The sequence below is a fragment of the Nitrospira sp. genome, from assembly GCA_029194535.1.
Taxonomy (GTDB): domain Bacteria; phylum Nitrospirota; class Nitrospiria; order Nitrospirales; family Nitrospiraceae; genus Nitrospira_C.
The window spans coordinates 361511-383088 of the sequence record JARFXR010000001.1; the positions used below are offsets into that span (position 1 = coordinate 361511).

Here is a 21578-nt window from a genome sequence, read left to right on the forward strand (position 1 = left end):
GTGGATGACCTCGAACAGCGCGGAGTAATCGAAATCCCGTAGACCTCTCGCCTAGGAAGATTCGGACTCCGTCGGCGGACTCAGACCAAAGATGCAGATCGGCCGCAAGGCGACCGAAGGGACGGAAATCCCTTGTAGGCCACGATGGAGAGGCCGTTGCGGCACAACCGTCCGGCAATGGCGCCTCCCAGCAAGCCCGTACCTGGGCGTGCGATCGCTTGGAGCCGCGTCAGTTGGGTGTCTGCTTGCCGGCGCGAGCGACGTGGCTGCGCAAGAGAGGTCGAAGTTCAGGCTCGATCGTTCCTGCCAGAGCGAGCAAGCCGGTGAACCGAGGAACGGGCTGATTGAACGTCAGGGGATTGCGGTCGGCGTCTTCGACCATGCCGCCCGCCTCTTGGATCAGCAGCACGCCGGCCGCGAGGTCCCATTCGTTTTCCTTCTCGGCCGTGACCGCGGCTTGGGCTCGGTCGGTCGCGACGAGGGCCAGGGCATAGGCGATGGAATGGAAGGAACTGGTTCGGATGCGTTCGCCCAATCCAGTGCAAGGACCTCCGCGAAACTCTCCCGGACTCACCATCACGAGCGGAGGATCCGTCTTGGTCGACCTGGGGACCGGCTTGCCGTTGACCTGGAGGCCGCGGCCTCGAACGGCGGTGAAGAGCTCGTCGGTCGATGGATTGAAAATGACCGCCGCAAGGGGGTTACCTTTCTCGACCAGCGCGGCGGAGATGCAGAACTCCGGCAGTTTCTTGATGAAGGCCCTGGTTCCGTCGATGGGATCGACGATCCAGACGCGGGCGCGACCGAGTCGCGCCGGGTCGTCGGGAGATTCCTCCGACAGCCATCCGTCCTCGGGGAAGTGCTTCTGCTGCATCTCGTGAAGGATCCGATTGACTTCGAGATCGGCGGTCGTCACCGGAGATCGATCGCTCTTGGTCTGCACGTCAAAACCGGTGCGCGCCAACTCGAGCGCTCGGGCACCGGCTTCGCGGACGGATTCGACCAGAAGGTGGAGTTCTCGATCCATGCACAAGATCCTCGACACCGTGCATCTCAGCCTATCAGGTCTCGAACTGCCGTCATAGGGGAATGTCGCGGACCTCGCACTCGCAGGGTGCGCCCCTTGACCCACCGCCAAAACCTGCGTACAAGCAATCACGGGATGTGCCGTGAGTCTCCAAGCGATTGTTTCTAATCCATAGCTCCCGGTCGCGACGGGCGGAGAGGAGGCCGCGCGACCTCGGCATGGAGAGCGGGCGATGGACCAGCGGGCTATCCCAGCGATTCTGCCGCACAGGCGCGAGCGGCTTTATCCGACGGTTTGTCAGGTCACCCATGAAACTGGTCCAGAAGCGTTCGAAGAAAATCGGACTTCCTCCGGGAACCATCGTTCACATCGGCGAGAAGAAGTCCGAGACCGTGACTATCACGGCCTTTCACTATGCGGGCGGGTACTGTGAAGAACGACAGGTTGAAGACGCGACCACTCTCGCGCCGCCGACCGACGAATCGGTGGTGTGGATCAACGTCAGCGGGGTACATCGGATGGACGTGCTGGAAACGTTCGGCAGGCAGTTCGGTCTCCATGCGCTCTTGCTGGAAGATATTGCCAACACCGATCAGCGTCCCAAGCTGGACGACTACGAGACATACTTTTTTCTCGTGACGAAGATGTTGACGCTCACGGAACGCCAGGATGTGCAGGTCGAGCAGGTCAGCCTGGTCCTGGGGCGGAACTTCGTGCTGTCGTTTCAGGAAAACGGAACCGATGTATTCCAGCCCGTACGCGAGAGGCTGCGCGGTGGAAAAGGCCGCTTACGACAGGCCGGCGCGGACTCTCTCTGTCATGCGCTGATCGACGCGATCGTGGACCAGTACTTTGCTGTGTTGGAGGTGGTCGGCGAAAAGATCGAGTCCTTGCAGCAAATGGTGGTGGCCGATCCGCGACCGGAGACGCTCCGTGACATTCACGCGCTCAAGCGTCAATTGCTTCTTCTGCGCCGAGCCGTCTGGCCGTTGCGGGACGTGATGAATAACCTGTCGCGGTCGGATTGCCCCTTCCTCCAGCAACCGACCAAGGTGTTCTTCCGCGACGTGTACGATCACGTGGTGCAGATCGTGGATACGATCGAAACCTTGCGCGAAATGGTCTCGGCCAGTCTCGACATCTATCTGTCCAGCGTCAGTTACCGGCTGAACAGCGTCATGCGGATGTTAACCGTGATCACGACGATTTTCATGCCGCTGAGCTTCATCGCGAGCATCTATGGTATGAATTTCGAGCACATGCCCGAGCTTCAGGCGCAATGGGGCTATCCGCTTGTCTTGGGAGTCATGGCCGCGGTCGGGATTTCGATGCTCGTGCTGTTCAGGAAGAAAGGGTGGCTCTAGCGGACGCTATTCCTGGACCTCGACGCGATCCACAAAGTACGGCGTGTCGCCGAAACAGGTGGTGGGAAGATAGCGATATTCCTTGTAGTGCAACACGATGCGCTTTCCCATCAACTGCGCCAATTGCGCCGCCACCGCCTCATCCCACACGGTGAATTCCCAGAGGACAGGGGCGATGCCCGGCACGGTCGTCATGGCCAGCTCGCCTTCCGTGGTCTTGCAGACCCAGCCCTTGGTCGACAGTTTTTGGATGTAGCCGGCTCGACTGCCGTCCGAATAGCTGTAGTTCAGGGCAACCAGCATATAGGCTGCGCCTACAAAGAACAGCAAGGTAAACCACAATCCCGGTCGCCAGAGCCACCTCACGGAAAACCTCCTCGGCTAGGACAGCAGATCGAGAAAAAGCCAGGGTGCTTCGGTCTTCCGCTTGGCTTCATACGCGGAGATTGCCGCTGCGTGTTGCAGTGTGAGACCGATGGCGTCAAGACCCCGATACAGACAATCTTTTCTGAACGGATCGATCTCGAATCGATAGGAAGCTCCGGTGGGGGGGGTGACGGTTTGGCGACCAAGATCTACGGCGAGCCTGTATCCTTCCGTGGCCAAGGCGTCCTTCATGATGGATTGGACCTCGTCGGAGGTCAGGACGACCGGCAGAATGCCGTTTTGAAAGCAGTTGTTGTAGAAGATGTCGGCGAAGCTGGAGGCGATCACGCAACGAAAACCCTGGTCCAGCAGAGCCCAGGGCGCATGTTCCCGCGATGACCCGCAACCGAAATTATCGCGCGTCAGCAGGATCGTCGCATCCTGATAGCGGCGCTGATTGAGAAAGAAACCAGGGTCCGGCGATCCGTCCTTCCGTTTTCGCCAATCGTAGAAAAGGCCCTCGCGGAGGCCGGTCCGCTTGATGGTCTTCAGAAATTGCTTCGGAATGATCTGATCGGTGTCGACGTTCACACGATCGAGCGGGGCCACGATTCCGGTCATCTGGGTGAATGCTTGCATGAGTCCCTGCCTATGTCCAGTGTCGAATATCGACAAAATGCCCTTCGACCGCGGCGGCCACCGCCATGGCGGGTGACACCAGATGGGTTCGGCCTCCCGCGCCCTGACGCCCCTCAAAGTTTCGGTTGCTCGTCGAGGCGCAACGTTCACCCGGTTGAAGGATGTCGGCATTCATCGCCAGGCACATGCTGCAGCCGGCTTCGCGCCACTCGAATCCCGCCTCCAGAAAGACTTTGTCGAGCCCTTCTTCCTCGGCCTGTTGCTTGACCAATCCGGAGCCGGGAACGACCATGGCGTGCACGGTCTTGGCGACTCGTTTCCCCTTAGCGAGTCCTGCGGCGAGGCGAAGATCCTCGATGCGCGAATTGGTGCAGGATCCGATGAACACCCTGTCGATCGTAATCTCGGTGATCGGCATGTTTGCCGTCAAGCCCATGTACTCGAGCGCGCGCTCCACCGCCTGCCGGGCTTTGTCGTCGGCCAGGCTCCGGGGATCCGGAACGCGGCCGTCCACGCCGGTCACCATGCCGGGGCTCGTTCCCCAACTGACTTGCGGCGGGATGGTTTCGGCTTGCAACGCGACCGTCGCATCGTATCGGGCGCCGGGATCGGTCCCGAGCCGCTGCCAGGTCTCAACCGCCTGTTCAAAGAGGTTTCCTTGCGGCGCGAGCGGCCGTCCTTTGAGATACGCGAAGGTTTTGTCGTCGGGAGCGACCAAGCCGGCCCGCGCACCGCCCTCGATCGACATGTTGCAGAGCGTCATCCGGCCTTCGATGCTGAGGCCGTTGATCGTCGAGCCGGTGTATTCCACCACATAGCCTGTGCCGCCGGCCGTCCCGATCTTCCCGATGATCGCCAGGATGACGTCTTTGGCCGAACAGCGGGGAGACAGCAGGCCGTCGACTCGGATTTCCATAGTCTTGGGCCGTTTCTGCACGAGGCATTGCGTCGCAAGGACGTGCTCGACCTCGCTCGTGCCGATGCCGAAGGCCAGTGCGCCGAACGCGCCGTGGGTCGAAGTATGCGAATCGCCGCACACGATCGTCGTGCCTGGTAAAGTGAATCCCTGTTCAGGGCCGATGACGTGGACGATTCCTTGCCGTGGGTCATCCATGCCGAACAGCGTGATGCCGAACTCGCGGCAGTTGTCCTCGAGCGTCCGGATCTGCTTGGCGCTGATCGGATCGGCGATCCCCAGGCGACGGTCCGACGTCGGCACATTGTGGTCCGGCACCGCCAGCGTGGCGCCGGGTCGCCGAGGCCGACGGCCGGCGAGCTTCAGTCCCTCGAATGCTTGGGGTGAGGTCACTTCATGGACCAATTGGCGATCGATGTAGAGTAGGGTTGTGCCGTCGGGCTCCTGCCGCACGACATGGGAGTCCCAGATCTTGTCAAATAGGGTCCGGTTGGACATGCACGTTCCTCCGTTACACTGAGTCGAGGGGAGCCCATTATACAGAGGTCGACCTAGGAATTGACAAGGGTGCTTCGTTCCTGCTTGTGTCGGGCCGGATGGGCGTGGTATCCCGCCCTGCTTGGTGGAGCATGAATGAAGCGGCGGAGTCTGCAGACTGGATGGGGCCTTCGACGGTGCAATGGTGTCGGTGGCTGCTGGACAGCTATCGGCATTGGATAGGTCGGGACCTCATCGAACGGACCGGGTCGCCGGCGATCCAAGCACGCATACTGTTCGATGCGCCTTTCGTGGTGGTATCCCATGGAGTTGAAGCGGACCCGATTCTGAACTACGGCAATCGTCGCGCCCTGGATTTGTGGGAGTCGACCTGGGAGCAGTTGGTCAGGACCCCGTCCCGCCTGACTGCCGAGCCGGTTCATCAGGCCGAACGGAAGCGGATGTTGGAAGCCGCGCGATCGCGCGGCTTTTTCAGCGGCTATCGAGGAGTGCGCATCTCCATGACCGGTCGCCGGTTCCGTGTCGAGGATGCGTGTGTGTGGACGATCATGGATGTACAGGGAGCCAGGGTAGGTCAAGCGGCCAGCTTCTCACAATGGACCATGCTCTAGCAGGCTGCGGGAAAACCATTTTCGACCCCTGAAGTCGTCACGGACATCAAGGTCTCAGACGACAACGGACAGCTATGCAGGATGCTCAAAAAGGCCGTCCAGCAAGGTCGCAGTGAGTGAAGGGGCGAGGCGGACTCAGATCTGTACGTAGAGCCTCTGAGCGATGTGAGAATGCCTCTGGCGGACTTTTTCAGCATCCCGCTAGAAACTGGAAACGGGGCACTTCCTTTCCTTCGACCACGACCGTCTGCTCAAACATGGCCCGAGGTCTGATCCACAGGGCCCGCGCTCCGTACAGGGCCCGATAGACCACGAATTCCTCCTCGGTCTCCGAATGACGGGCCGTCCCGACGACCTCGTATTCGTGTCCCTTGTAGTGGCGATAGCGTCCCGGCTCAACCATCCTGTAGTACTATACGGCAACCGGATGAGTTATCCCAGTATGGAGCAGCATGGCCAACTCGCATGACATCGTGATCCTCGGCGGAGGGTCTGCCGGCTATGCCGCGGCCAGGACCGCGGCCGAGCTGGGCGCACAGGTGGCGATCGTCGATCGGGGCCCGCTCGGAGGGCTCTGCATCCTGCGAGGCTGCATGCCGACCAAGACGATCCTGCGCACGGCCGAGATCGCCTCACTGATGCGGAGGGCCAAAGAATTTGGTCTCTCACCGGTCGAGGTGACCGCTGATTTGGAAAAGATCGTCGACCGCAAGGATCGATTGGTTCGGGAGTTTGCCGACTATCGCATTGAGCAGCTTAGAGACCCGCGGTTCACGCTCCACCAAGGCGCAGCCTCCTTTCTCTCTCCTCACTGCATACAGGTCGGGTCCCAGGAAGTGAACGCGAAGGCCTTCGTCATCGCCACCGGGTCGGCGGCGAACGAGGTGCCGGTGCCGGGATTGAGCGAAACGGGATATCTGACCAGCGATACCTTGCTCGATCTGAGGGACCGACCCGCGTCGATGGTGGTCTTGGGGGGTGGTCCAGTCGCCTTGGAGTTCGGCCAGTTTTTTGCCCGGATCGGGACCGCGGTGACGATCATTCAACGGAGCGGTCATCTGCTCTCGCATCTTGATGCGGATGTTGGGGCGGCATTGGAGCAAGCCTTGCTGGAAGACGGCGTCGCGGTGTTCACCGACACGACCCTGCAACGAGTCGAGCGATCCGAGTCGAGCAAACGAGTGCATTTCCGCCACCAGGGCCGCGAGGCCCATGCCGACGGAGCGCTCATTCTACAAGCGTTGGGACGGCGACCGCACGTCGACGGGTTGAGGCTGGACAAGGCCGGGGTCACGGTGATCGACGGTCGAGTGGCGGTGGATGAAACCATGCGGACGTCCCAGCCGCACATTTTTGCCGCCGGCGACGTGACCAACCTGTATGACATTGTGCACATCGCGGTGCAGCAAGGGGAGTTGGCCGGCTTCAATGCGTTCCAACCGGAGGGACCGCTGCGATCGTTCGATGGCCGCCTGGTGACGGAGGTCATTTTCACGGATCCACAGGTTGCGACGGTGGGATTGAGCGAAATGGCGTGCCGCGCGGGAGGGATTCCGCATCTCGCAGCCTCCTATCCATTTGCCGATCACGGGAAGGCCATGTGTCGCGGCGATCGTCACGGATTCGTCAAGCTGGTGGCGTCCCCGGCCGGCGGGACACTGCTCGGGGCCCAGATCGTCGGACCGGAAGCCGGAGAGCTCATCCACGAGCTCATTGCCGTCATGTACTATCACGGCACTGTTGCCGACTTGCTCCGTATGCCGCATTACCACCCGACCCTGGCCGAAATCATCACGTATCCGGCCGAGTCGCTTGCCGAGCGGATAGGGCTGCTATGAGTATGAGACTGATGCTCTTGGTCTCGTTCCTCATGTGGTGGCCAACGGCGTGCCAGCAGACCACGTGGGAAGCTGCCATGGCCTCCGGGCAACAGGCTGTTCAGCAAGGAAATTATGCGGAGGCGGAGCGTCTCTTCCTCGTGGCGGTGCGCAAGGCGGAAGAGTTCGGCTTGCACGATCGTCGGGTCGCCATCAGTCTGTCGCAGCTGGCCCAGGTCTATGCCGGGCAGGGCAAACACGTCGAGGCCGAGCCGCTCTATCTGCAGGCGCTCAAGATTTATCAGGAGGTGCACGGCGAGGACCACCCTGATGTGGCGGCCACCTTGAACAATCTTGGAGTGCTCCATCGTATGTACGGGCAATATGCCGAGGCCGATCCTTTGCTGACCCGAGCGCTGCTCATTAAAGAGCGGCTTCTGGGAGCGGAGCATCCGGATGTCGCGCTCAGCGTGGCGAATCTGGCCCAGCTGCGGGTTTCTCAGGGCCAGCCTGAACGGGCTGAGCCTTTATATCGCAGGGCATTGAGCATACGCGAAAAAGCGTTGGGCCCGTTCCACCCGGAGGTCGCCCGGACCTTGGAGGATCTGGCCAATGTCTTGAGGAAATTAGGCCGGCGGGAGGAGGCCGTCTCCCTGGAGGTGCGGGCCCGCGAGCTCCGAGCTGCACGGAGTTGAACCGGGGCCTCTTTCCAGTGTAGCGTACAGAGCATGGATTCCCCACCTCCTGTCCGCGTGAATTGGCGAGTGAACGCCATGACGGCTAGGTTCGTCGGCGTCGTAGCCATCGCGCTGGGGTTCGTCATGGGGATCTACGGGCTGGATGAACAGGGATCCCGATGGCTCCAGACGGCGCTGGGCCTCTTGGTCACGGGCATGTTGGCTCAGGGTTATGCGCTGTATTGTTCGATCAAGCGGATGCAGGAGCTTCACGACCGGCCGAAACCATGATGCGCCCTCACCGCGTTCGTCGCGTGCTTCTCCTCTTCGTGAGCGCACTGGTTGTGGCCGCCTGCGGCGGCCCCTGGCGCGACGGGTATTTCAACAAGGGTGTGAATCGACTCACGCAGGACGAGGTAACCGAGAAACTGGGCCCGCCTCATACCGCAAAAACGCCCGCACTCGGTGGAGATAGTATCTGGACGTATCGGGTGCCCCTTGCCGAGCGAGAACTGAGCCCTTTGCATTTTTCGGGGTTGGCCAACGCCACTAAACAGGCCACGTCGCTGCTGGGGAAACCAGGTGAGGGTCCCAAGGAAGTGCTCTACTGCTATCGATACACCTTGACGTTCAATGAACAGAAGGTGCTCAAGCAATGGAAGCGAGAGGAATGTGTGCCGGGTACCCGCGAAGCCCTACTGCAGAGCGAATAGATCTCTTCTTGCCCCATATCGAGAGTCCCTTGAGCCGGTCCCGCCCGGAGTGACTCCGACGCGGATTCTGACGACGCCGTCCTCGAACCGGCCGTCCACCGTGGAGTGTTGTGAACCAATTCGAATGGATCCGCTTCGATAGCTCGGTGAGCTGGGATGGGCTCAAGTCGCTGATTCTGCTGGTGTCGCTCCTGATCATTCGCGCCCTGGTCGTGCGAGGAATCTCGCACAACACCGGGTTGTCGATGGAAGCGAAGCGGCGCTGGGTTGTGACGACCAGAAACTCGATTCTCTTCGCGTTTCTGATCGGCCTGGTGGTGATCTGGGCGCACGAGCTCCAGGCCTTCGCCGTCTCCCTCGTCGCGTTGGCCGCCGCACTCGTCCTGGCGACCAAGGAACTCTTGCTCTGCTGGAGTGGGTCGGCGCTGCGGGTCGGCGGCAAGGTCTACTCAGTCGGCGACCGCATCCAGATCGCCGGACATCGAGGGGTGGTATTGGACCATGATATTTTTACGACCAAGCTCCTGGAGATCGGTCCCGGCCAGGCGTCCCATCTCTATACCGGTCGTGTGACGGTGTTTCCCAATAGCCTCCTTTTCACCAACGCTCTGGTCAAAGAAAATCCGGGCCAGGAGTACGGGCTCTATACGCTGACGGTGCCTCTTCATCCGGACGAGCACTGGCAGGAGAGGGAAAAGCGCTTGCTCGAGGCAGCCAAGGCGGAATGCGCGCCCTTCATGGCCGAGGCGAGCCGCCAGATGAAGCTCCTGGAACAGACCAACCTGCTCGAGGCTCCCTCTCCGGAGCCTCGCATCACGATCCAGCTGGTCGAAGCGGGACGTATCCACTTGATCTTGCGGTTTCCGGCTCCGGACCGCGGCCGTTCGAGAATCGAGCAGGCGATTCTCCGCCGATTTCTGGCTGCCGATCCGTCTTTCCCACCTCGCCTATCATAAGCAGCTGCTCCGCTTGTCCCCTCGGAGAGGCATCTGGTAGCATTGCGCTGCCTTCGGGATGTGACACTGTGAAGATCGCCACCTTCAACGTCAATTCGCTGCGCAAACGTCTCCAGATCGTGCTCGATTGGCTGGAGCAACAGAAGCCCGATGTACTCTGCCTGCAGGAGACGAAGGTCCAAGACAGCGAATTCCCCCTGCTTGCCCTGGCGTCCTCCGGATATGAGATCACGTTTCGCGGAATGAAGTCCTACAACGGCGTCGCGATCCTGAGCCGAAAGAAACCCGACGCGGTTCGGGCGGGGTTGGACGACGGAGGAGAACCGGACGAGCCTCGGCTGCTGCATGTGGTGATTGAGGGGATTCCGATCCTCAATACCTATGTGCCGCAAGGGTTTGAAATCGATTCGCCGAAATACGCGTACAAGCTGGCGTGGTACAGGCGACTCCGAGTCTACTTTGACAAGCATCTTTCCCCGGATACGCCGGCTATTTGGTGTGGGGATATGAATGTGGCGCCGAGACCCATGGACGTCCACAGTCCCGAAAAGCATCTCAAGCACGTCTGCTATCACGAGGATGCCAGGAACGCTTACCAGGCGGCTCTGGCCTGGGGATTCCAAGATGTGTTCGTGCGGCTGTATCCGGACCGCCAACAGTATACGTTTTGGGATTACCGGGCGCCGAGTTCGTTGGAAAACAATAAAGGATGGCGCATCGACCACATTCTTGCGACGGCGCCGCTGGCGGAAAAATGCATCAACGCCGACGTCGATATCGAGCCTCGTCGGGCCAAGGATCCCTCAGACCATACCTTTCTTTGGGCGGAGTTCTCGATTCCCTGACCGGGGGCGAACATGTTCCCCGCCGACCGGTTCCGTCGCGTCCGAGAGGCAAAAGGGGGACTACGTTTCCGAACGATGAGGGGCGGCGAAGGCGGCGAGCAACAGTTCCATCACCAGCACGCCGACGAATACGGCGCCGGCTTGGGCGGCCACCAACTGCCACAGCGCTTTCTTCTGTCGCTCGAGCGGAGCCAGGTCGGCTTCCGGAAATTGCCTGGCAATCTTGCTTTCGAGATCATCGAAGACCGCCGAGATGGTTTTGGCCAGCGCCAATCCCTCTCCGGTCCGGACATAGGCCAGAACTTCGTCCGATTCCCCGTTGGCAATCTTCGTGGCAAGCCGCCGTTTGGTCGTGATCAGCTCATCAAGCCGTCGCTTGAGCACCTGGACGCTCCCCTGAAGCGCGGGGGTCTTGCCGGTCAGTCGTGTCAAGCGCTCCAGCGCCATCGGGATTTCTTCCTCGGCCATGACCATGGGCGCAAGGAAGTATGGTTGCCGCATTAAGACGTACCCGCGAAACCCGTTGTCGATATCCGCCGTCCAACGACGCAGGATGAGCACCTCTTCGCGGATCGCACTGCGCTGCTGCTGCGAGACCAGGCCGTCCTGCCACTGACGGAGGAGCAACATCTGCTCGACGGAAAAAATCACGATCAGGATAATTCCCGCACCGAGGTAGACCCACAGTTTGGATTTTTGTGCCACGAGTCCCTTGTGGAGGCCGTCATGCCGAGGCGAGGCCTCGGCGCGTGGGGGGCTGATAGACGAAGGGCAGAGTCTTGCGATGCAGACTCTGCCCTTCCGTGCTCGACCGCCCGCGGACCGGAGTCCGCGGGCTTGCCGGGCCGGCCTACAGCCAGTTCACCCGTTCGGCGGGTCTGACATAGATCGGCTCTTCGACCTGAATGCGCGCCACTTCCTTGCCCGACTTGTTGAAGCCCAGCACGGTATCGTTGTACATCTCGAACCGCTTGCCGTGAATCTGGGTCTCAAACACCTTCGGGCCCGGAATGACGTCATACCGGAAGACGATCTGCTGGCTGGCTCTCCAGAGCTGGAGGACCGCCAACAACTCCCGGCTCGGCACCAGATACTTCTCAATGGCATTGTCCACGCCCGGGCCGAACATCTGCCGGGCATAGCCCCGCGGGCTGTGCCGCGGCGGAATGTAGTAGCCATTGGGCTCCGTGCCCCACTGCGGATACAAGGGCAGCGCCACCTGCTCCACCCGAATGGTGTAGTACAGGGGGTGCCACCGATCCTCCGCCCACAGGCCGTCCTCGCCGATGCGCACCAGGCTCTGCATGCGGATCTTCCCCACGCAGGCCGCCATACAGCGCGTTTCCATCGGCTCGCCGCCCGTCAGCGGGTCCTTCCCCTCGATCCGGGGATAGCACGCAATGCACTTCTCCGACACCCGGGTCGTCCCCCGGTACATCGGCTTCTTGAACGGACACTGCTCCACGCACTTCTTGTACCCCCGGCACCGGTTCTGGTCGATCAACACGATGCCGTCCTCCGGCCGCTTATAGATCGCCTTGCGCGGGCAGGCGGCCAAACAGCCGGGGTAGGTGCAGTGATTGCAAATCCGCTGCAGGTAGAAGAAGAACGTCTCGTGCTCCGGCAGCGAACTGCCGGACAGCCGCCACGGCTCATCGCGCGAGAACCCCGACCGATCAATGCCCTCCACCAACGAGCGCATCGAGGTCGCCGTGTCCTCGTAGATGTTCACGAAGCGCCATTCCTGGTCCGTCGGAATGTACCCAATCGCCGCCTGGCCCACCTTGGCCCCCGCGTCAAAAATGGTCATCCCTTCGAACACCCCGTAGGGCGCATGGTGCTTGCGGCCCACCCGCACGTTCCACACCTGCCCCCCCGGGTTCACTTGCTCGATCAACTGCGTGATCTTCACGTCGTAGAACTGCGGATACCCCCCGTACGGCTTGGTCTCCACGTTGTTCCACCACATGTATTCCTGGCCCTTCGAAAACAGCCAGGTCGACTTGTCCGCCATCGAACACGTCTGACACGCCAAACACCGGTTGATATTGAACACAAAGGCAAACTGCCACTTCGGATGCCGCTCCTCATACGGATACAGCATCTTCCGTCCCAGTTGCCAGTTATAGACTTCTGGCATTGTGAATCCTCCTTCTGGTCATGATCAGTTGGTTACGTGGTCTCATGGGTGTCATCGCAGCGCAAGCTGCAAGTCCGTTGTCCTTACACCTTGATCTTGATGTGCTCACCTTTGAGCCACTTGATCATGAACTCGTTCTCCTGTCCCGGGGTGAAGCCGGTGCGAACCGGTTCCCACGGGCCCCGCGCGCCGATGCCGCCGTCTTCCGCCTTGGTGATGCGGATCAGACATTCCTTCGGCGTCGTATTGACCGCGTGGTGGTCGATCGCATAGCCCCACTTGAACTTCCAGGCAATCGCATGTTTGCCCGGGAGGGAGTCGGTCTGGTGCATCGGCATCAGCCACGACCGGGTAAAGGACTGTTGGGCCCCATACCGGAAGTTGGACTGATAGCCGGTGTCCACCGCGATGGCCCGACCGTCCGGCCGAGTCTCGTGGCCCTTCACCGACTTCGCCGTCGACACGTACGGGGCGTGCTTCGCCATCGTCACGTGGTACGGATAGGCCGGGTTGTACTTCGCCCGGATCATCAAGCGCGCGACCTTGTAGAACGGATCCGAGGGTTTCCAGCCGCGATAGGGCCGGTCCACCGGGTTGCCGTCCACATAGACGTAGTCGCCGTCGTTGATGCCGCGGTCTTTGGCCGCCTGCGGGTTGATGTGCAACTGGTGCTCGCCGACGCCCGGCGTCCGCTTGTCCATGCGGTACGGATCGCCGAAATTCGACTCGTAAATCTGCACCCAGTCGTTCACCGACCACTGGCTGTGCACCCGGTGCCGGGTCTTCGGGGTCACGCAGTAGAACTGGTAGCCCTTCTCCCACAACGGGTTGGCATGCCGCTTGATTTCCGACCAGGGCAGCTTGATGTTGCGCACATGCTTGTCGTCATGGTGCTGCGCCGTGATCGGAATGCCGTAGTCGTCCGGTCGGACGTACGGGTTGGTCGTGAAGATGGCGTTCGGCAGATACGGGGTCGCCTCCGGGCCTTCCCGGTGCACGATGAAGTTTTCCCCGTACTCGATCGCCTCCGGCTCGATGCGATACGTTTCAATACGACCGCATCGCGTCCACTGCGGCTTGCTCTCGTTCGTTTCTTCCCAGAGCGGATGGCGGGGATAGGTGCGTCCCATGACCATCCAGCCCTTCTCCGACTTCAGCATCACGTCAGCGTTGTACCCGTAACAGGTCGCGCTGGCGTCGAGCGCGCGCTGGACGTACACGTCCACGCGGTTCTGATACACGAAGTGGAACACCTGACGGATCCTGACATCGCCCGTCATTTCCGTCAGTCTTGCCGCCACGGCCGCGAAAGTATCGGCGTCGTTGCGGGTGTCGTACAGCGGCCGGATGCCGCCTTTCCAGATCTGCACCCACGGATTCGACACCGTCGCCGTCATTTCCGGATAGGTGAATTCCATCCAGGAGTTGCAGGCAAAGGCGATGTCGGCGTGGTTGACGTCCGAGGTCATCTCGATGTCCTGGGTCACGATCATCTCGATGTTCGGATCCACGTTGCGCACCATGTCATAGTGGTGCTTGGCGTTGTTCAGAATGTTCACGTTGGTCACCCACCGGACCTTGCTCGGGCTCGGCATGTGGGTCTTGCCCGTGAACACCTTGCGTCCGTACTTCGGCGTGTTGACGATCAGGGCGGTGTCCCCGTGGTTCCAATACCCGACCTCTTCGCCGTAGTAGTAGGACTTCGTCTTGATTTCCTTGCCGTGCGCATTCGGATCGAGGGTCTGGTTGAACGGATCCTCACCCGTATGCACCGCCAAGCCGGCGCCCGACCAGGGAGTGGCGTTCCAGATACCGGCCTTGTAGTTGCCGGACCAGGTATGACATCCCGTGCCGAACTTCCCCATATTGCCGGTCAAGGTCAGGACGAACGCCGCCGCCCGTCCCATTTCCGTCATATGGAAGTAGTGACAGACGCCTTCGCCGTTGTGCATCGCCGCCGGTTTCACGGTGCCTGAATCCCGACCCCAGCGGACGATCAAGTCCTTGGGCGACCGGGTAATCTGATTGACCGTGTCCAGATCGTAGTCCTGGAGATGGACCAGGTACATCTGGTAGATCGGCGATACGTCCACTTCGCGGCCGTTCAATAGCTTGACGCGGAAAGTGCCGGTCAATGCCGGATCGATTCCGGTCTGCACGAAATGGAAACCAACCTGCTCACGATTGACATACACAGGCTGTTTCTTCGCCAGATCATACATCATGAATCCGCCCAACCGCTCGATCTGCTCCGGCTTCAACGCCTGAATCCGGCCCGAATAACTCTTGGAGTGATCCGGGAACTTGAAATCCGCGACGACGTCACGCGGATCCAGATACTGGAGCGTGTCCGTCCGAACCAGGATGGGAAGGTCGGTAAACTGCTTGATATAGTCGATGTCCTGCAGATTCTCGTCGAGGATGATTTTGCAACCACCCAAGAACAGCGCCGAGTCCGTCTCCGGACGAACCGGAATCCAGTAGTCGGCCCGATAGGCCGTCGGATTGTACTCGGGCGTGATCACCACGATGCGGCCGCCTCGCTCGATGGACTCGAGCTTCCAGTGGGCTTCCGGCATCTTGTTTTCGACGAAGTTCTTACCCCAGCTGGTATTCAGCTTGCTGAACCGCATATCGCTGAGATCGATATCGCAGTTCTGCGTGCCGTTCCACCATGGGTGCGAGGGATCCTGGTCGCCGTGCCAGGTATAGTTTGAATAATACTTTCCACCTTGGGCCCTGTCCGCGTCCACTTTGCGGATCCAGGAATCCAGCAGCGGCAACACGCCGCCGTTGAAGCGGGTGTTCATCATCTTGCCGATGATGCCGAGCACAGGCATGCCGGCCCGATGCTTGAAGCACCGAACTCCGGCGCCCTTCATCATCTCGATCATTTCCGGCGCGTACCCCTGCTCGCGCAGGCGTCGCGCTCCGGCTTCGCCGCTGTACCGGGTCGCGATGACGATGCAGCCTTTGGCCGCATAGGTCGCCGCCGTATCCCAGGAGACGCGCATCATGTCGTCGAGGAAGCGCGCGTCGAATTTATATTTCCGCTTCACATCCGGAGTGAGCTCCGGAGAACCGGCATCCATCCATTCCTTCCAGCCCTTCCGCATCAACGGTCCCTTCAAGCGATAGGGGCCGTACACGCGGCGATGAAAGGTGAATCCTTTCAGGCACATCCGGGGATTATGCGCGAAGGTCCCGCGGTTGCCGTAGAGATCTTCGTAGGTCTGATGGTCATAGTTCTGTTCGACCCGCATCACCACGCCGTTGCGAACAAAGGCGCGAACGCGGCATCCGTGAGTGTCGTTCGGAGAACAACACCACGTGAAAGACGAATCGTATCGATACTGGTCGTGATAGACCCGCTCCCAGGATCGATCGGGATAGTCACCCAGTGGGTTACCCACTTCGATGACTGGCTGCAGCGCCGTCAAGGCCAGAACCTTGTCCGCTACTGCCACAGCCGCGACCGTTCCAGCTGTAATTTTGAGGAACTGCCGACGTGAGACAAGTGATTGCTGCATCGCGAACACCTCCTACTTCAAAGACAATCTTACGTAACGCTGTCGTTACCTCTGTCAATTCTGAAAGGCCGACCGACCCTTCCTCTCACCCCCCTTCTCCCAGAATCGAGTCGCACGAATAAGACACTTCGTCGCTCAGTTCAGACGTATCCTGTACAAGCCTTGTGCCTGCTCGCTCGCATCAATACGAAGGCGCCTGTTACAAACAGGAGAGATGTTCGCACTGTAAAATCAATAACTTATTGCCGTGACGTGGGAGTCGGACTGATGGGAAAAATCCAGCGAGAGAGAAGTCTTGTCAGTAGAGCCTGACGATGAGAAGCGGAGAATGTCATAAGTAACTGATTTATTTAAGTATTTATGTGTCAGCGAAGACTGACAGCATAGCAATATGAGCAGAAATGCTTGAAAAATGCTGAAGATAGAAGGAAAGGTGCTGCTGAGTGTCAGGAAACAGTGACAGCTGAAATTACTTATCGTCTCGAAAGTACCGCCGCATGATTTCGTGGAAATAGGGGCGGGGGAGTCCTGCCTCTTGAGCCGCATGTGTGACATTGCCCTGGTGGTGGTCCAGCTTGGACTTGATGTAGCGGCGGCTGAAGTCCTCCAGTAACTTCTCTTTCGCTTTCGCGTAGGGAAGAGACAGGTAGTCGTCCCCTTGGCCTCTTCTCGCTTGATCGGTGAACTGCAGCAGGCCGATGACATCGTCCTGGCTGATACGATCCCCTTTGGCCAACATCACCGCTCTCTCCATGACATTGCGGAGTTCCCGTACGTTTCCGGGCCAAGGATAGGCCACGAGTTCCGTGACGGCGGAAGGATGCAATTCATTCACATACTTGTCGAATTCCTTCGCATATCGGGCGATAAAATGCCGGGCAAGGAGCGGAATATCCTGCGTGCGGTCGCGCAGGGGCGGCACTCTGATGGCCATGACATTGAGCCGGAAGAAGAGATCCTTGCGGAATTCATTCCGTTTTACCTTCTCGGTGAGTTCTTGGTTCGTCGCCGCAATGAAGCGTGCGCTGACTTTTTTCATCTGCACGCTCCCCACGGCCCGCATTTCTCCTTCCTCAAGGACCCGGAGCAACTTCGCCTGTAACGGAAGCGGCAGGTCGCCGATTTCGTCGAGGAACAGCGTGCCCCCAATGCCTCGTTCGATCAACCCGAGTTTGTCTCCCACGGCGCCCGTAAAGGCGCCGCGCACGTGGCCGAAGAGTTCGCTTTCGACCGTTCCTTCCGAGAAGGTCGTGCAGTCGACGACCTGAAATGGACCGTCACGCTCGGCACTCCGTTCGTGGATGGCTCTGGCGATCAACTCCTTCCCCGTGCCTGTTTCTCCGATGATCAACGTGGTGGACTGTACGCGCGCTGCGGCTTCGATCATGGCCGTCACGTTGCGGATGGCGGGGCTCACGCCGATCAATTCTTTGAACGTCTGATGCTCTCCCTTTTGGGGCGGCTCGTAGCGGAATAAGATCTCCGAAATTCGCATCGCTCGATGAATCCTGGCCGCCAGGTCGAGCTTTTCGAACGGTTTCGTGACATAGTCGAATGCTCCGCACCGCATCGCTTCGACGGCGGTGTCCACTGCGGCCACCCGACTGATCACGATGACCGGAATCCTGCGGTCTCTTGCCTGGATTCGCTGCAACAGCTCGATGCCGCTCATTCCCGGCAACCGGACTTCCGTGATCACCAGGTCAACCCGCCTATCTTCGAGGATCTTCATCGCACCCTCTGCGCGTGCGGCAATCACCAAGTCGACCTGCTCATCTTGCTCGCGGGGAAGTTCCGCCTCGACGGTACGCAGGAATACTTCCACGTCCCCGCCATTGTCCTCCACCAGCAGGATGGTGAAAACCTTGTCGGTCGCCGGCTTGATGCTCATGGCTCCTCGTAGTTTTGGCCGTCGTCACCGCTAGGCTACCACAGGAGAGGAGCCGTCCTCCAACCACTCATGGAACGAGTGGAAGTCGGCGCGCGACCCATGAGCAGCGTGCTCAGTTCATGCCTTTGACCGAATCATGGTAAGAGAGAGGGGGTTTCTGGGCGAGAAGATGAGGGTAGAGGTAGACGTCGGGCCTCGACGAGCGAGAACCTTTGGTCCCGATCGGAACCATTGTGAGGTTTCGATCCGGTCGTGTGCGCGACGTCCACGCCTGCCCTGTTCAGCCGGCACGGCAAGTCGTCCGAGCCGGCCGAACCAGAACGAACCCTACGCGGCATCGAGAATCGGTTGCTTGCCGCGACCTTTTAACGAGCGATTCTGGGTAATCAGTGGATCAAGTACCAGACCGCAATTGATGCAACGGTGTACGGTGACGTCCGTTGAATACTCCGGCCGCCACTCCTCGATCATCAAGCCGTGACATTTTTGACAGGTCATTGCCCACCTCCCGGAAACAGGTTTGCGTACGAGGGCAACAGTAGCATCAAAAGATTAACGGGGTGTTAACGGTTAGTTAAAACCCTCTAATGCGAAGCAGCGGATCCGATCATCGTAGATTTAGAGGAGAAATTCTGCTCCTCGCCAGGCAGGTCAAGATCCGATCGGATGTCCCGCCTCCCTTCAGGCGACCATCTCGATTCTTTTCTACCCTTGCGCCTTCTGGACTGTACTGATAGTTATGCGCCGATCGTCCCCAGAGCACGTTCCATTTCCCATGCGACTGCGGTCATGAGCAACCAAACGGCGGACGTCGTCGTCGTCGGGGCCGGGGCGGCCGGCCTGACGGCCGCCATCTTCGCGGCTCAAGCCCGTGCGAACGACAACCGCATCGTGCTCCTCGACGGAGCGGCAACGGTCGGGGTCAAGATCCTCGTATCGGGAGGCGGACGCTGCAATGTGACTCATCACTCGGTTGCTCCGACCGACTTCTTTGGCAATCGGCGGATCATCAAGAATATTCTGGCGGGGTTTCCGGTTCCGGACACCGTTGCATGGTTCGCGTCGCTGGGCGTGGAGCTCAAACGCGAAGAAACAGGGAAGCTGTTCCCCGTCACCAACAAGGCTCGAACGGTCCTGAACGCCCTAGTCAGCGACTGTCAGGCTCACGGCGTGGAGATTCTATGCGGGCATCGCGTGAGCCGAATAGATCAAGTGCCTGGCCAGCACGATGGAAAGGCATTCACAGTGCATCATCTGCATGGAAGCCTGGTCGCCAAGAAGGTGGTGTTGGCGACGGGAGGACGCTCACTTCCGAAGTCCGGCAGCGATGGAATGGGCTATGCCATGGCCGAACGGTTGGGACATCGGATCTCGCCGACGAGCCCGGCGCTGGTTCCCCTGGTCTTGGAAGAAGGCATGTTTCATCGGCACCTCACTGGTCTCTCTCAGATCGTCCGTTTAACGACGGTCATTGAACGGAAAAGGGTCGATCAGCGGACTGGGAGTCTGCTCTGGACCCACTTCGGGGTCAGTGGTCCGGTCGTGCTGGATGCGAGCCGCTTCTGGACCCTGGCATGGTACCAGGGCAAAGGCGCGGACGTATTCGCCAATTTTCTGCCGGATTCGACACCGGAAGATGTCGATCAATGGATCGTGCAACAGGCCGTGCAGTCGCCGCATAGGAGCATTGTGAAGACCCTGTCTCAACGCGTGCCGGCACGTTTTGTCGAGGAGATCAGTCGGTATGTAGGGTGCGACCCAGTGGACCCGTTGTCCCGATGCTCCCGCCAAGACCGGCTTCGGCTTGTCGATGCGCTGATTAGATTTCGGCTGCCTATTGTGCGAGACCGCGGGTGGAACCACGCCGAGGTGACGGCCGGCGGCATTCCGTTGGAAGAGATCGACTATCGCACGATGGAATCCAAGCTGGTTTCGGGGCTCTATCTGATCGGTGAGATGCTCGAGTGCGACGGGCGGATCGGCGGGTTTAATTTTCAATGGGCCTGGGCTACCGGGTCGCTGGCCGGCCGTGCCATCGCCAGGCAAATGGTTGCTCCGACATGATTGACATTTTACGCAACGACTACAACAATGAGAGAAAAAGGAAGTGAGTCTCCAATTTAACGGAGCGATGGTGAAGACGTCGCAGTCGTTTCCGACCCTCCTCACGATCTGTTGTCTCGTCCTTTCCCCAGCGACCCCGACCGGTATCGTTGCCGCGGGTGAGCCTGTATCCGGGGCGGAGACTCAAAGCGCGCACGTGTCGTTGGTTACCGTGCATCCGACCGAGATCGACGACATTCTTTACAATCCCGGCATGGGGTTCGCCGATTTTCATTTCGGCTTTGACCATCCTCCCTCGTTGAGTCAATACCCTCGATCAACCGTGGCCTATTTCCGTTGGTCTTGGGCCGACCTTGAGCCGGCCGAGGGTGTTTATAACTTCGAGTTCGTCGATCAGGTGATCGAGCAGGCTAAGGCCAAAGGGGAGACCCTCGCGTTTCGGATCATGACAGAGTTCGAACGCGGATCGCCTCAATGGCTGCTGGATAAGGGCGTCGAGAGCGTCAAGGAGAGCGATGGAATTTTTCCGGATTTTAACAATCCCGTCTTTCTCGACTATCACGAGAGGCTGCTCGCCGCCTTCGGGGCTCGCTATGGGCGGTCGCCCGATATCGATCACGTGGACATTGGCTCAGTCGGTTGCTGGGGCGAATGGAATATGGCCTGCTGTCAAGGAGTAGAGGCGCAATGCAAGAAGTATTTCCCGACCGAGGCCAATCAGCTGAAGATCACGGACTGGTATTTTGACCACTTTCCCGACCGACCTCTCGTCATGCTGGCCGGCGGTCAACTCAAGTACGCCGTCTCCCGAGGCGCAGGTTGGCGCGGGGACTGTTTTGGAGATTACGGCTACTTCGGGCCCGATTGGAACCACATGGAGCACGGTTATGCCCGCAAACTACGGGATCCGGCCGTCGCGGAGGCGTGGAAGCGCGGCCCCGTACAATTCGAGGTGTGCGGCGTCATGCAGGATTGGGTCGAGAAAGGCTTCGATCTCGACATGATTCTGCAGAAAGGATTGGAGTGGCATGTCACGGTACTGAACGCCAAGTCCTCGCCGATTCCAGAGGCCTGGCGCCCGCGCATCGATGAGTTTCAAAAGCGGCTCGGATATCGGCTCGTGCTTCGCGAATTGACGCATACCGCCGAAAGTATTCCAGGCGGCGTCGTGGCCGTCGAATCACGATGGGACAACGTCGGAGTGGCTCCGATGTATCATGACCGCCCGCTGGCCTATCGCTTGAGGTCAGAGCAGGACGAAGTGGCGGCACAATGGCTGAGCCGCGCCCGTCTCATGAACTGGTTGCCCGGCTCACCGATCCTGGTCCAGGACGTGCAGACTTTGGCGAAAGACCTTCCGACCGGGCGTTATCATCTTGACGTGGCCATCTTGAGCGAGGACGGAGAGACGGCGGCCGTGGAGTTGGCGATTGCCGGGAAGCGCGCGGACCGCTGGTATCCGGTCTCGACGCTGACGATCCGCAACGAGGAGGTGAGGCAGGGAGCCTCGTCACCGTGAGGACT

Annotated in this window: 20 protein-coding genes; 10 read left to right on the forward strand and 10 right to left on the reverse strand. The window is 59.8% G+C overall.

Features of this window, described 5'->3' with window-relative positions:
- Positions 1-229: 229 nt before the first annotated feature.
- Positions 230-1027: a 3'(2'),5'-bisphosphate nucleotidase CysQ gene (locus P0111_01685; protein MDF0642715.1), complete on the reverse strand. Its 798-nt coding sequence runs from the start codon at positions 1025-1027 to the stop codon at positions 230-232.
- Positions 1028-1335: 308 nt separating this feature from the next.
- Here P0111_01685 and corA point away from each other — a divergent pair, with 308 nt between their 5' ends.
- Positions 1336-2391 (forward strand): magnesium/cobalt transporter CorA, encoded by a 1056-nt coding sequence (corA, locus tag P0111_01690; GenBank protein ID MDF0642716.1) that lies wholly within the window; start codon positions 1336-1338, stop codon positions 2389-2391.
- A gap of 6 nt (positions 2392-2397) precedes the next feature.
- Here the strand turns inward: corA and P0111_01695 are convergent, their stop codons facing one another.
- From P0111_01695 to leuC, 3 genes are read right to left on the reverse strand one after another with little or no spacing between them, the layout of a single operon-like run.
- The gene (locus P0111_01695) at positions 2398-2757 is read right to left on the reverse strand and encodes a hypothetical protein (protein MDF0642717.1); all 360 of its coding nucleotides are present in this window, start codon (positions 2755-2757) and stop codon (positions 2398-2400) included.
- A 15-nt stretch (positions 2758-2772) separates the two neighbouring features.
- Positions 2773-3396 (reverse strand): 3-isopropylmalate dehydratase small subunit, encoded by a 624-nt coding sequence (gene leuD / locus P0111_01700; GenBank protein ID MDF0642718.1) that lies wholly within the window; start codon positions 3394-3396, stop codon positions 2773-2775.
- 10 nt (positions 3397-3406) lie between these two features.
- Entirely contained in the window at positions 3407-4810 is a 1404-nt protein-coding gene (gene leuC, locus P0111_01705) for a 3-isopropylmalate dehydratase large subunit (GenBank protein MDF0642719.1), read from the reverse strand.
- A 131-nt stretch (positions 4811-4941) separates the two neighbouring features.
- On the opposite strand from leuC, the gene P0111_01710 reads away from it, so the two are divergent.
- Positions 4942-5421 carry an MEKHLA domain-containing protein gene (locus P0111_01710; protein MDF0642720.1) on the forward strand — a complete coding sequence of 160 codons (480 nt, stop codon included), beginning with the start codon at positions 4942-4944 and terminating at the stop codon, positions 5419-5421.
- A gap of 190 nt (positions 5422-5611) precedes the next feature.
- Here the strand turns inward: P0111_01710 and P0111_01715 are convergent, their stop codons facing one another.
- Positions 5612-5824, reverse strand: a complete 213-nt coding sequence (locus tag P0111_01715) for a DUF1653 domain-containing protein (GenBank protein MDF0642721.1) — start codon at positions 5822-5824, stop codon at positions 5612-5614.
- A 49-nt stretch (positions 5825-5873) separates the two neighbouring features.
- Between P0111_01715 and P0111_01720 the strand changes: the two genes are divergently transcribed.
- The 6 genes from P0111_01720 to xth all read left to right on the forward strand — a co-directional run bounded on the left by P0111_01720 (position 5874) and on the right by xth (position 10429).
- Positions 5874-7259, forward strand: a complete 1386-nt coding sequence (locus P0111_01720; GenBank protein MDF0642722.1) for an FAD-dependent oxidoreductase — start codon at positions 5874-5876, stop codon at positions 7257-7259.
- Positions 7256-7933, forward strand: coding sequence for a tetratricopeptide repeat protein (locus tag P0111_01725; GenBank protein MDF0642723.1), 678 nt, complete (start codon positions 7256-7258; stop codon positions 7931-7933). The genes P0111_01720 and P0111_01725 overlap by 4 nt, the downstream gene beginning before the upstream one ends.
- Positions 7934-8011: 78 nt before the next feature.
- Positions 8012-8206 (forward strand): hypothetical protein, encoded by a 195-nt coding sequence (locus P0111_01730; GenBank protein MDF0642724.1) that lies wholly within the window; start codon positions 8012-8014, stop codon positions 8204-8206.
- Positions 8203-8628: a hypothetical protein gene (locus P0111_01735; GenBank protein MDF0642725.1), complete on the forward strand. Its 426-nt coding sequence runs from the start codon at positions 8203-8205 to the stop codon at positions 8626-8628. Before P0111_01730 ends, P0111_01735 begins: the two co-directional genes overlap by 4 nt.
- Positions 8629-8738: 110 nt before the next feature.
- Positions 8739-9584, forward strand: a complete 846-nt coding sequence (locus tag P0111_01740) for a mechanosensitive ion channel (GenBank protein MDF0642726.1) — start codon at positions 8739-8741, stop codon at positions 9582-9584.
- Positions 9585-9652: 68 nt separating this feature from the next.
- Positions 9653-10429: an exodeoxyribonuclease III gene (gene xth, locus P0111_01745; GenBank protein MDF0642727.1), complete on the forward strand. Its 777-nt coding sequence runs from the start codon at positions 9653-9655 to the stop codon at positions 10427-10429.
- A gap of 60 nt (positions 10430-10489) precedes the next feature.
- Here xth and P0111_01750 read toward each other — a convergent pair whose 3' ends face one another.
- The 5 genes from P0111_01750 to P0111_01770 all read right to left on the reverse strand — a co-directional run bounded on the left by P0111_01750 (position 10490) and on the right by P0111_01770 (position 18488).
- Complete coding sequence (locus P0111_01750; protein MDF0642728.1) at positions 10490-11134, reverse strand: CHASE3 domain-containing protein; 645 nt, start codon at positions 11132-11134, stop codon at positions 10490-10492.
- Between the two features lie 145 nt (positions 11135-11279).
- Positions 11280-12569, reverse strand: coding sequence for a nitrate oxidoreductase subunit beta (locus P0111_01755; protein MDF0642729.1), 1290 nt, complete (start codon positions 12567-12569; stop codon positions 11280-11282).
- 83 nt (positions 12570-12652) lie between these two features.
- Complete coding sequence (locus P0111_01760; GenBank protein ID MDF0642730.1) at positions 12653-16099, reverse strand: molybdopterin-dependent oxidoreductase; 3447 nt, start codon at positions 16097-16099, stop codon at positions 12653-12655.
- A 469-nt stretch (positions 16100-16568) separates the two neighbouring features.
- A complete protein-coding gene (locus tag P0111_01765) occupies positions 16569-17990 on the reverse strand; it encodes a sigma-54 dependent transcriptional regulator (GenBank protein ID MDF0642731.1) in 1422 nt (473 codons plus the stop codon).
- 327 nt (positions 17991-18317) lie between these two features.
- Complete coding sequence (locus P0111_01770; protein ID MDF0642732.1) at positions 18318-18488, reverse strand: hypothetical protein; 171 nt, start codon at positions 18486-18488, stop codon at positions 18318-18320.
- 291 nt (positions 18489-18779) lie between these two features.
- Here P0111_01770 and P0111_01775 point away from each other — a divergent pair, with 291 nt between their 5' ends.
- Positions 18780-20054, forward strand: a complete 1275-nt coding sequence (locus tag P0111_01775; protein ID MDF0642733.1) for an NAD(P)/FAD-dependent oxidoreductase — start codon at positions 18780-18782, stop codon at positions 20052-20054.
- 67 nt (positions 20055-20121) lie between these two features.
- Positions 20122-21573 carry a DUF4832 domain-containing protein gene (locus P0111_01780; protein MDF0642734.1) on the forward strand — a complete coding sequence of 484 codons (1452 nt, stop codon included), beginning with the start codon at positions 20122-20124 and terminating at the stop codon, positions 21571-21573.
- Positions 21574-21578: the final 5 nt, after the last annotated feature.

Coding starts and splice junctions, on each gene's coding strand:
- P0111_01685 (MDF0642715.1), bottom strand. CDS start 1,027: ATGGATCGAGAACTCCACCTTCTGGTCGAATCCGTCCGCGAAGCCGGT.
- corA (MDF0642716.1), top strand. CDS start 1,336: ATGAAACTGGTCCAGAAGCGTTCGAAGAAAATCGGACTTCCTCCGGGA.
- leuD (MDF0642718.1), bottom strand. CDS start 3,396: ATGCAAGCATTCACCCAGATGACCGGAATCGTGGCCCCGCTCGATCGT.
- leuC (MDF0642719.1), bottom strand. CDS start 4,810: ATGTCCAACCGGACCCTATTTGACAAGATCTGGGACTCCCATGTCGTG.
- P0111_01710 (MDF0642720.1), top strand. CDS start 4,942: ATGAATGAAGCGGCGGAGTCTGCAGACTGGATGGGGCCTTCGACGGTG.
- P0111_01715 (MDF0642721.1), bottom strand. CDS start 5,824: ATGGTTGAGCCGGGACGCTATCGCCACTACAAGGGACACGAATACGAG.
- P0111_01720 (MDF0642722.1), top strand. CDS start 5,874: ATGGCCAACTCGCATGACATCGTGATCCTCGGCGGAGGGTCTGCCGGC.
- P0111_01725 (MDF0642723.1), top strand. CDS start 7,256: ATGAGTATGAGACTGATGCTCTTGGTCTCGTTCCTCATGTGGTGGCCA.
- P0111_01730 (MDF0642724.1), top strand. CDS start 8,012: ATGACGGCTAGGTTCGTCGGCGTCGTAGCCATCGCGCTGGGGTTCGTC.
- P0111_01735 (MDF0642725.1), top strand. CDS start 8,203: ATGATGCGCCCTCACCGCGTTCGTCGCGTGCTTCTCCTCTTCGTGAGC.
- P0111_01755 (MDF0642729.1), bottom strand. CDS start 12,569: ATGCCAGAAGTCTATAACTGGCAACTGGGACGGAAGATGCTGTATCCG.
- P0111_01760 (MDF0642730.1), bottom strand. CDS start 16,099: ATGCAGCAATCACTTGTCTCACGTCGGCAGTTCCTCAAAATTACAGCT.
- P0111_01765 (MDF0642731.1), bottom strand. CDS start 17,990: ATGAGCATCAAGCCGGCGACCGACAAGGTTTTCACCATCCTGCTGGTG.
- P0111_01770 (MDF0642732.1), bottom strand. CDS start 18,488: ATGACCTGTCAAAAATGTCACGGCTTGATGATCGAGGAGTGGCGGCCG.
- P0111_01775 (MDF0642733.1), top strand. CDS start 18,780: ATGAGCAACCAAACGGCGGACGTCGTCGTCGTCGGGGCCGGGGCGGCC.
- P0111_01780 (MDF0642734.1), top strand. CDS start 20,122: ATGGTGAAGACGTCGCAGTCGTTTCCGACCCTCCTCACGATCTGTTGT.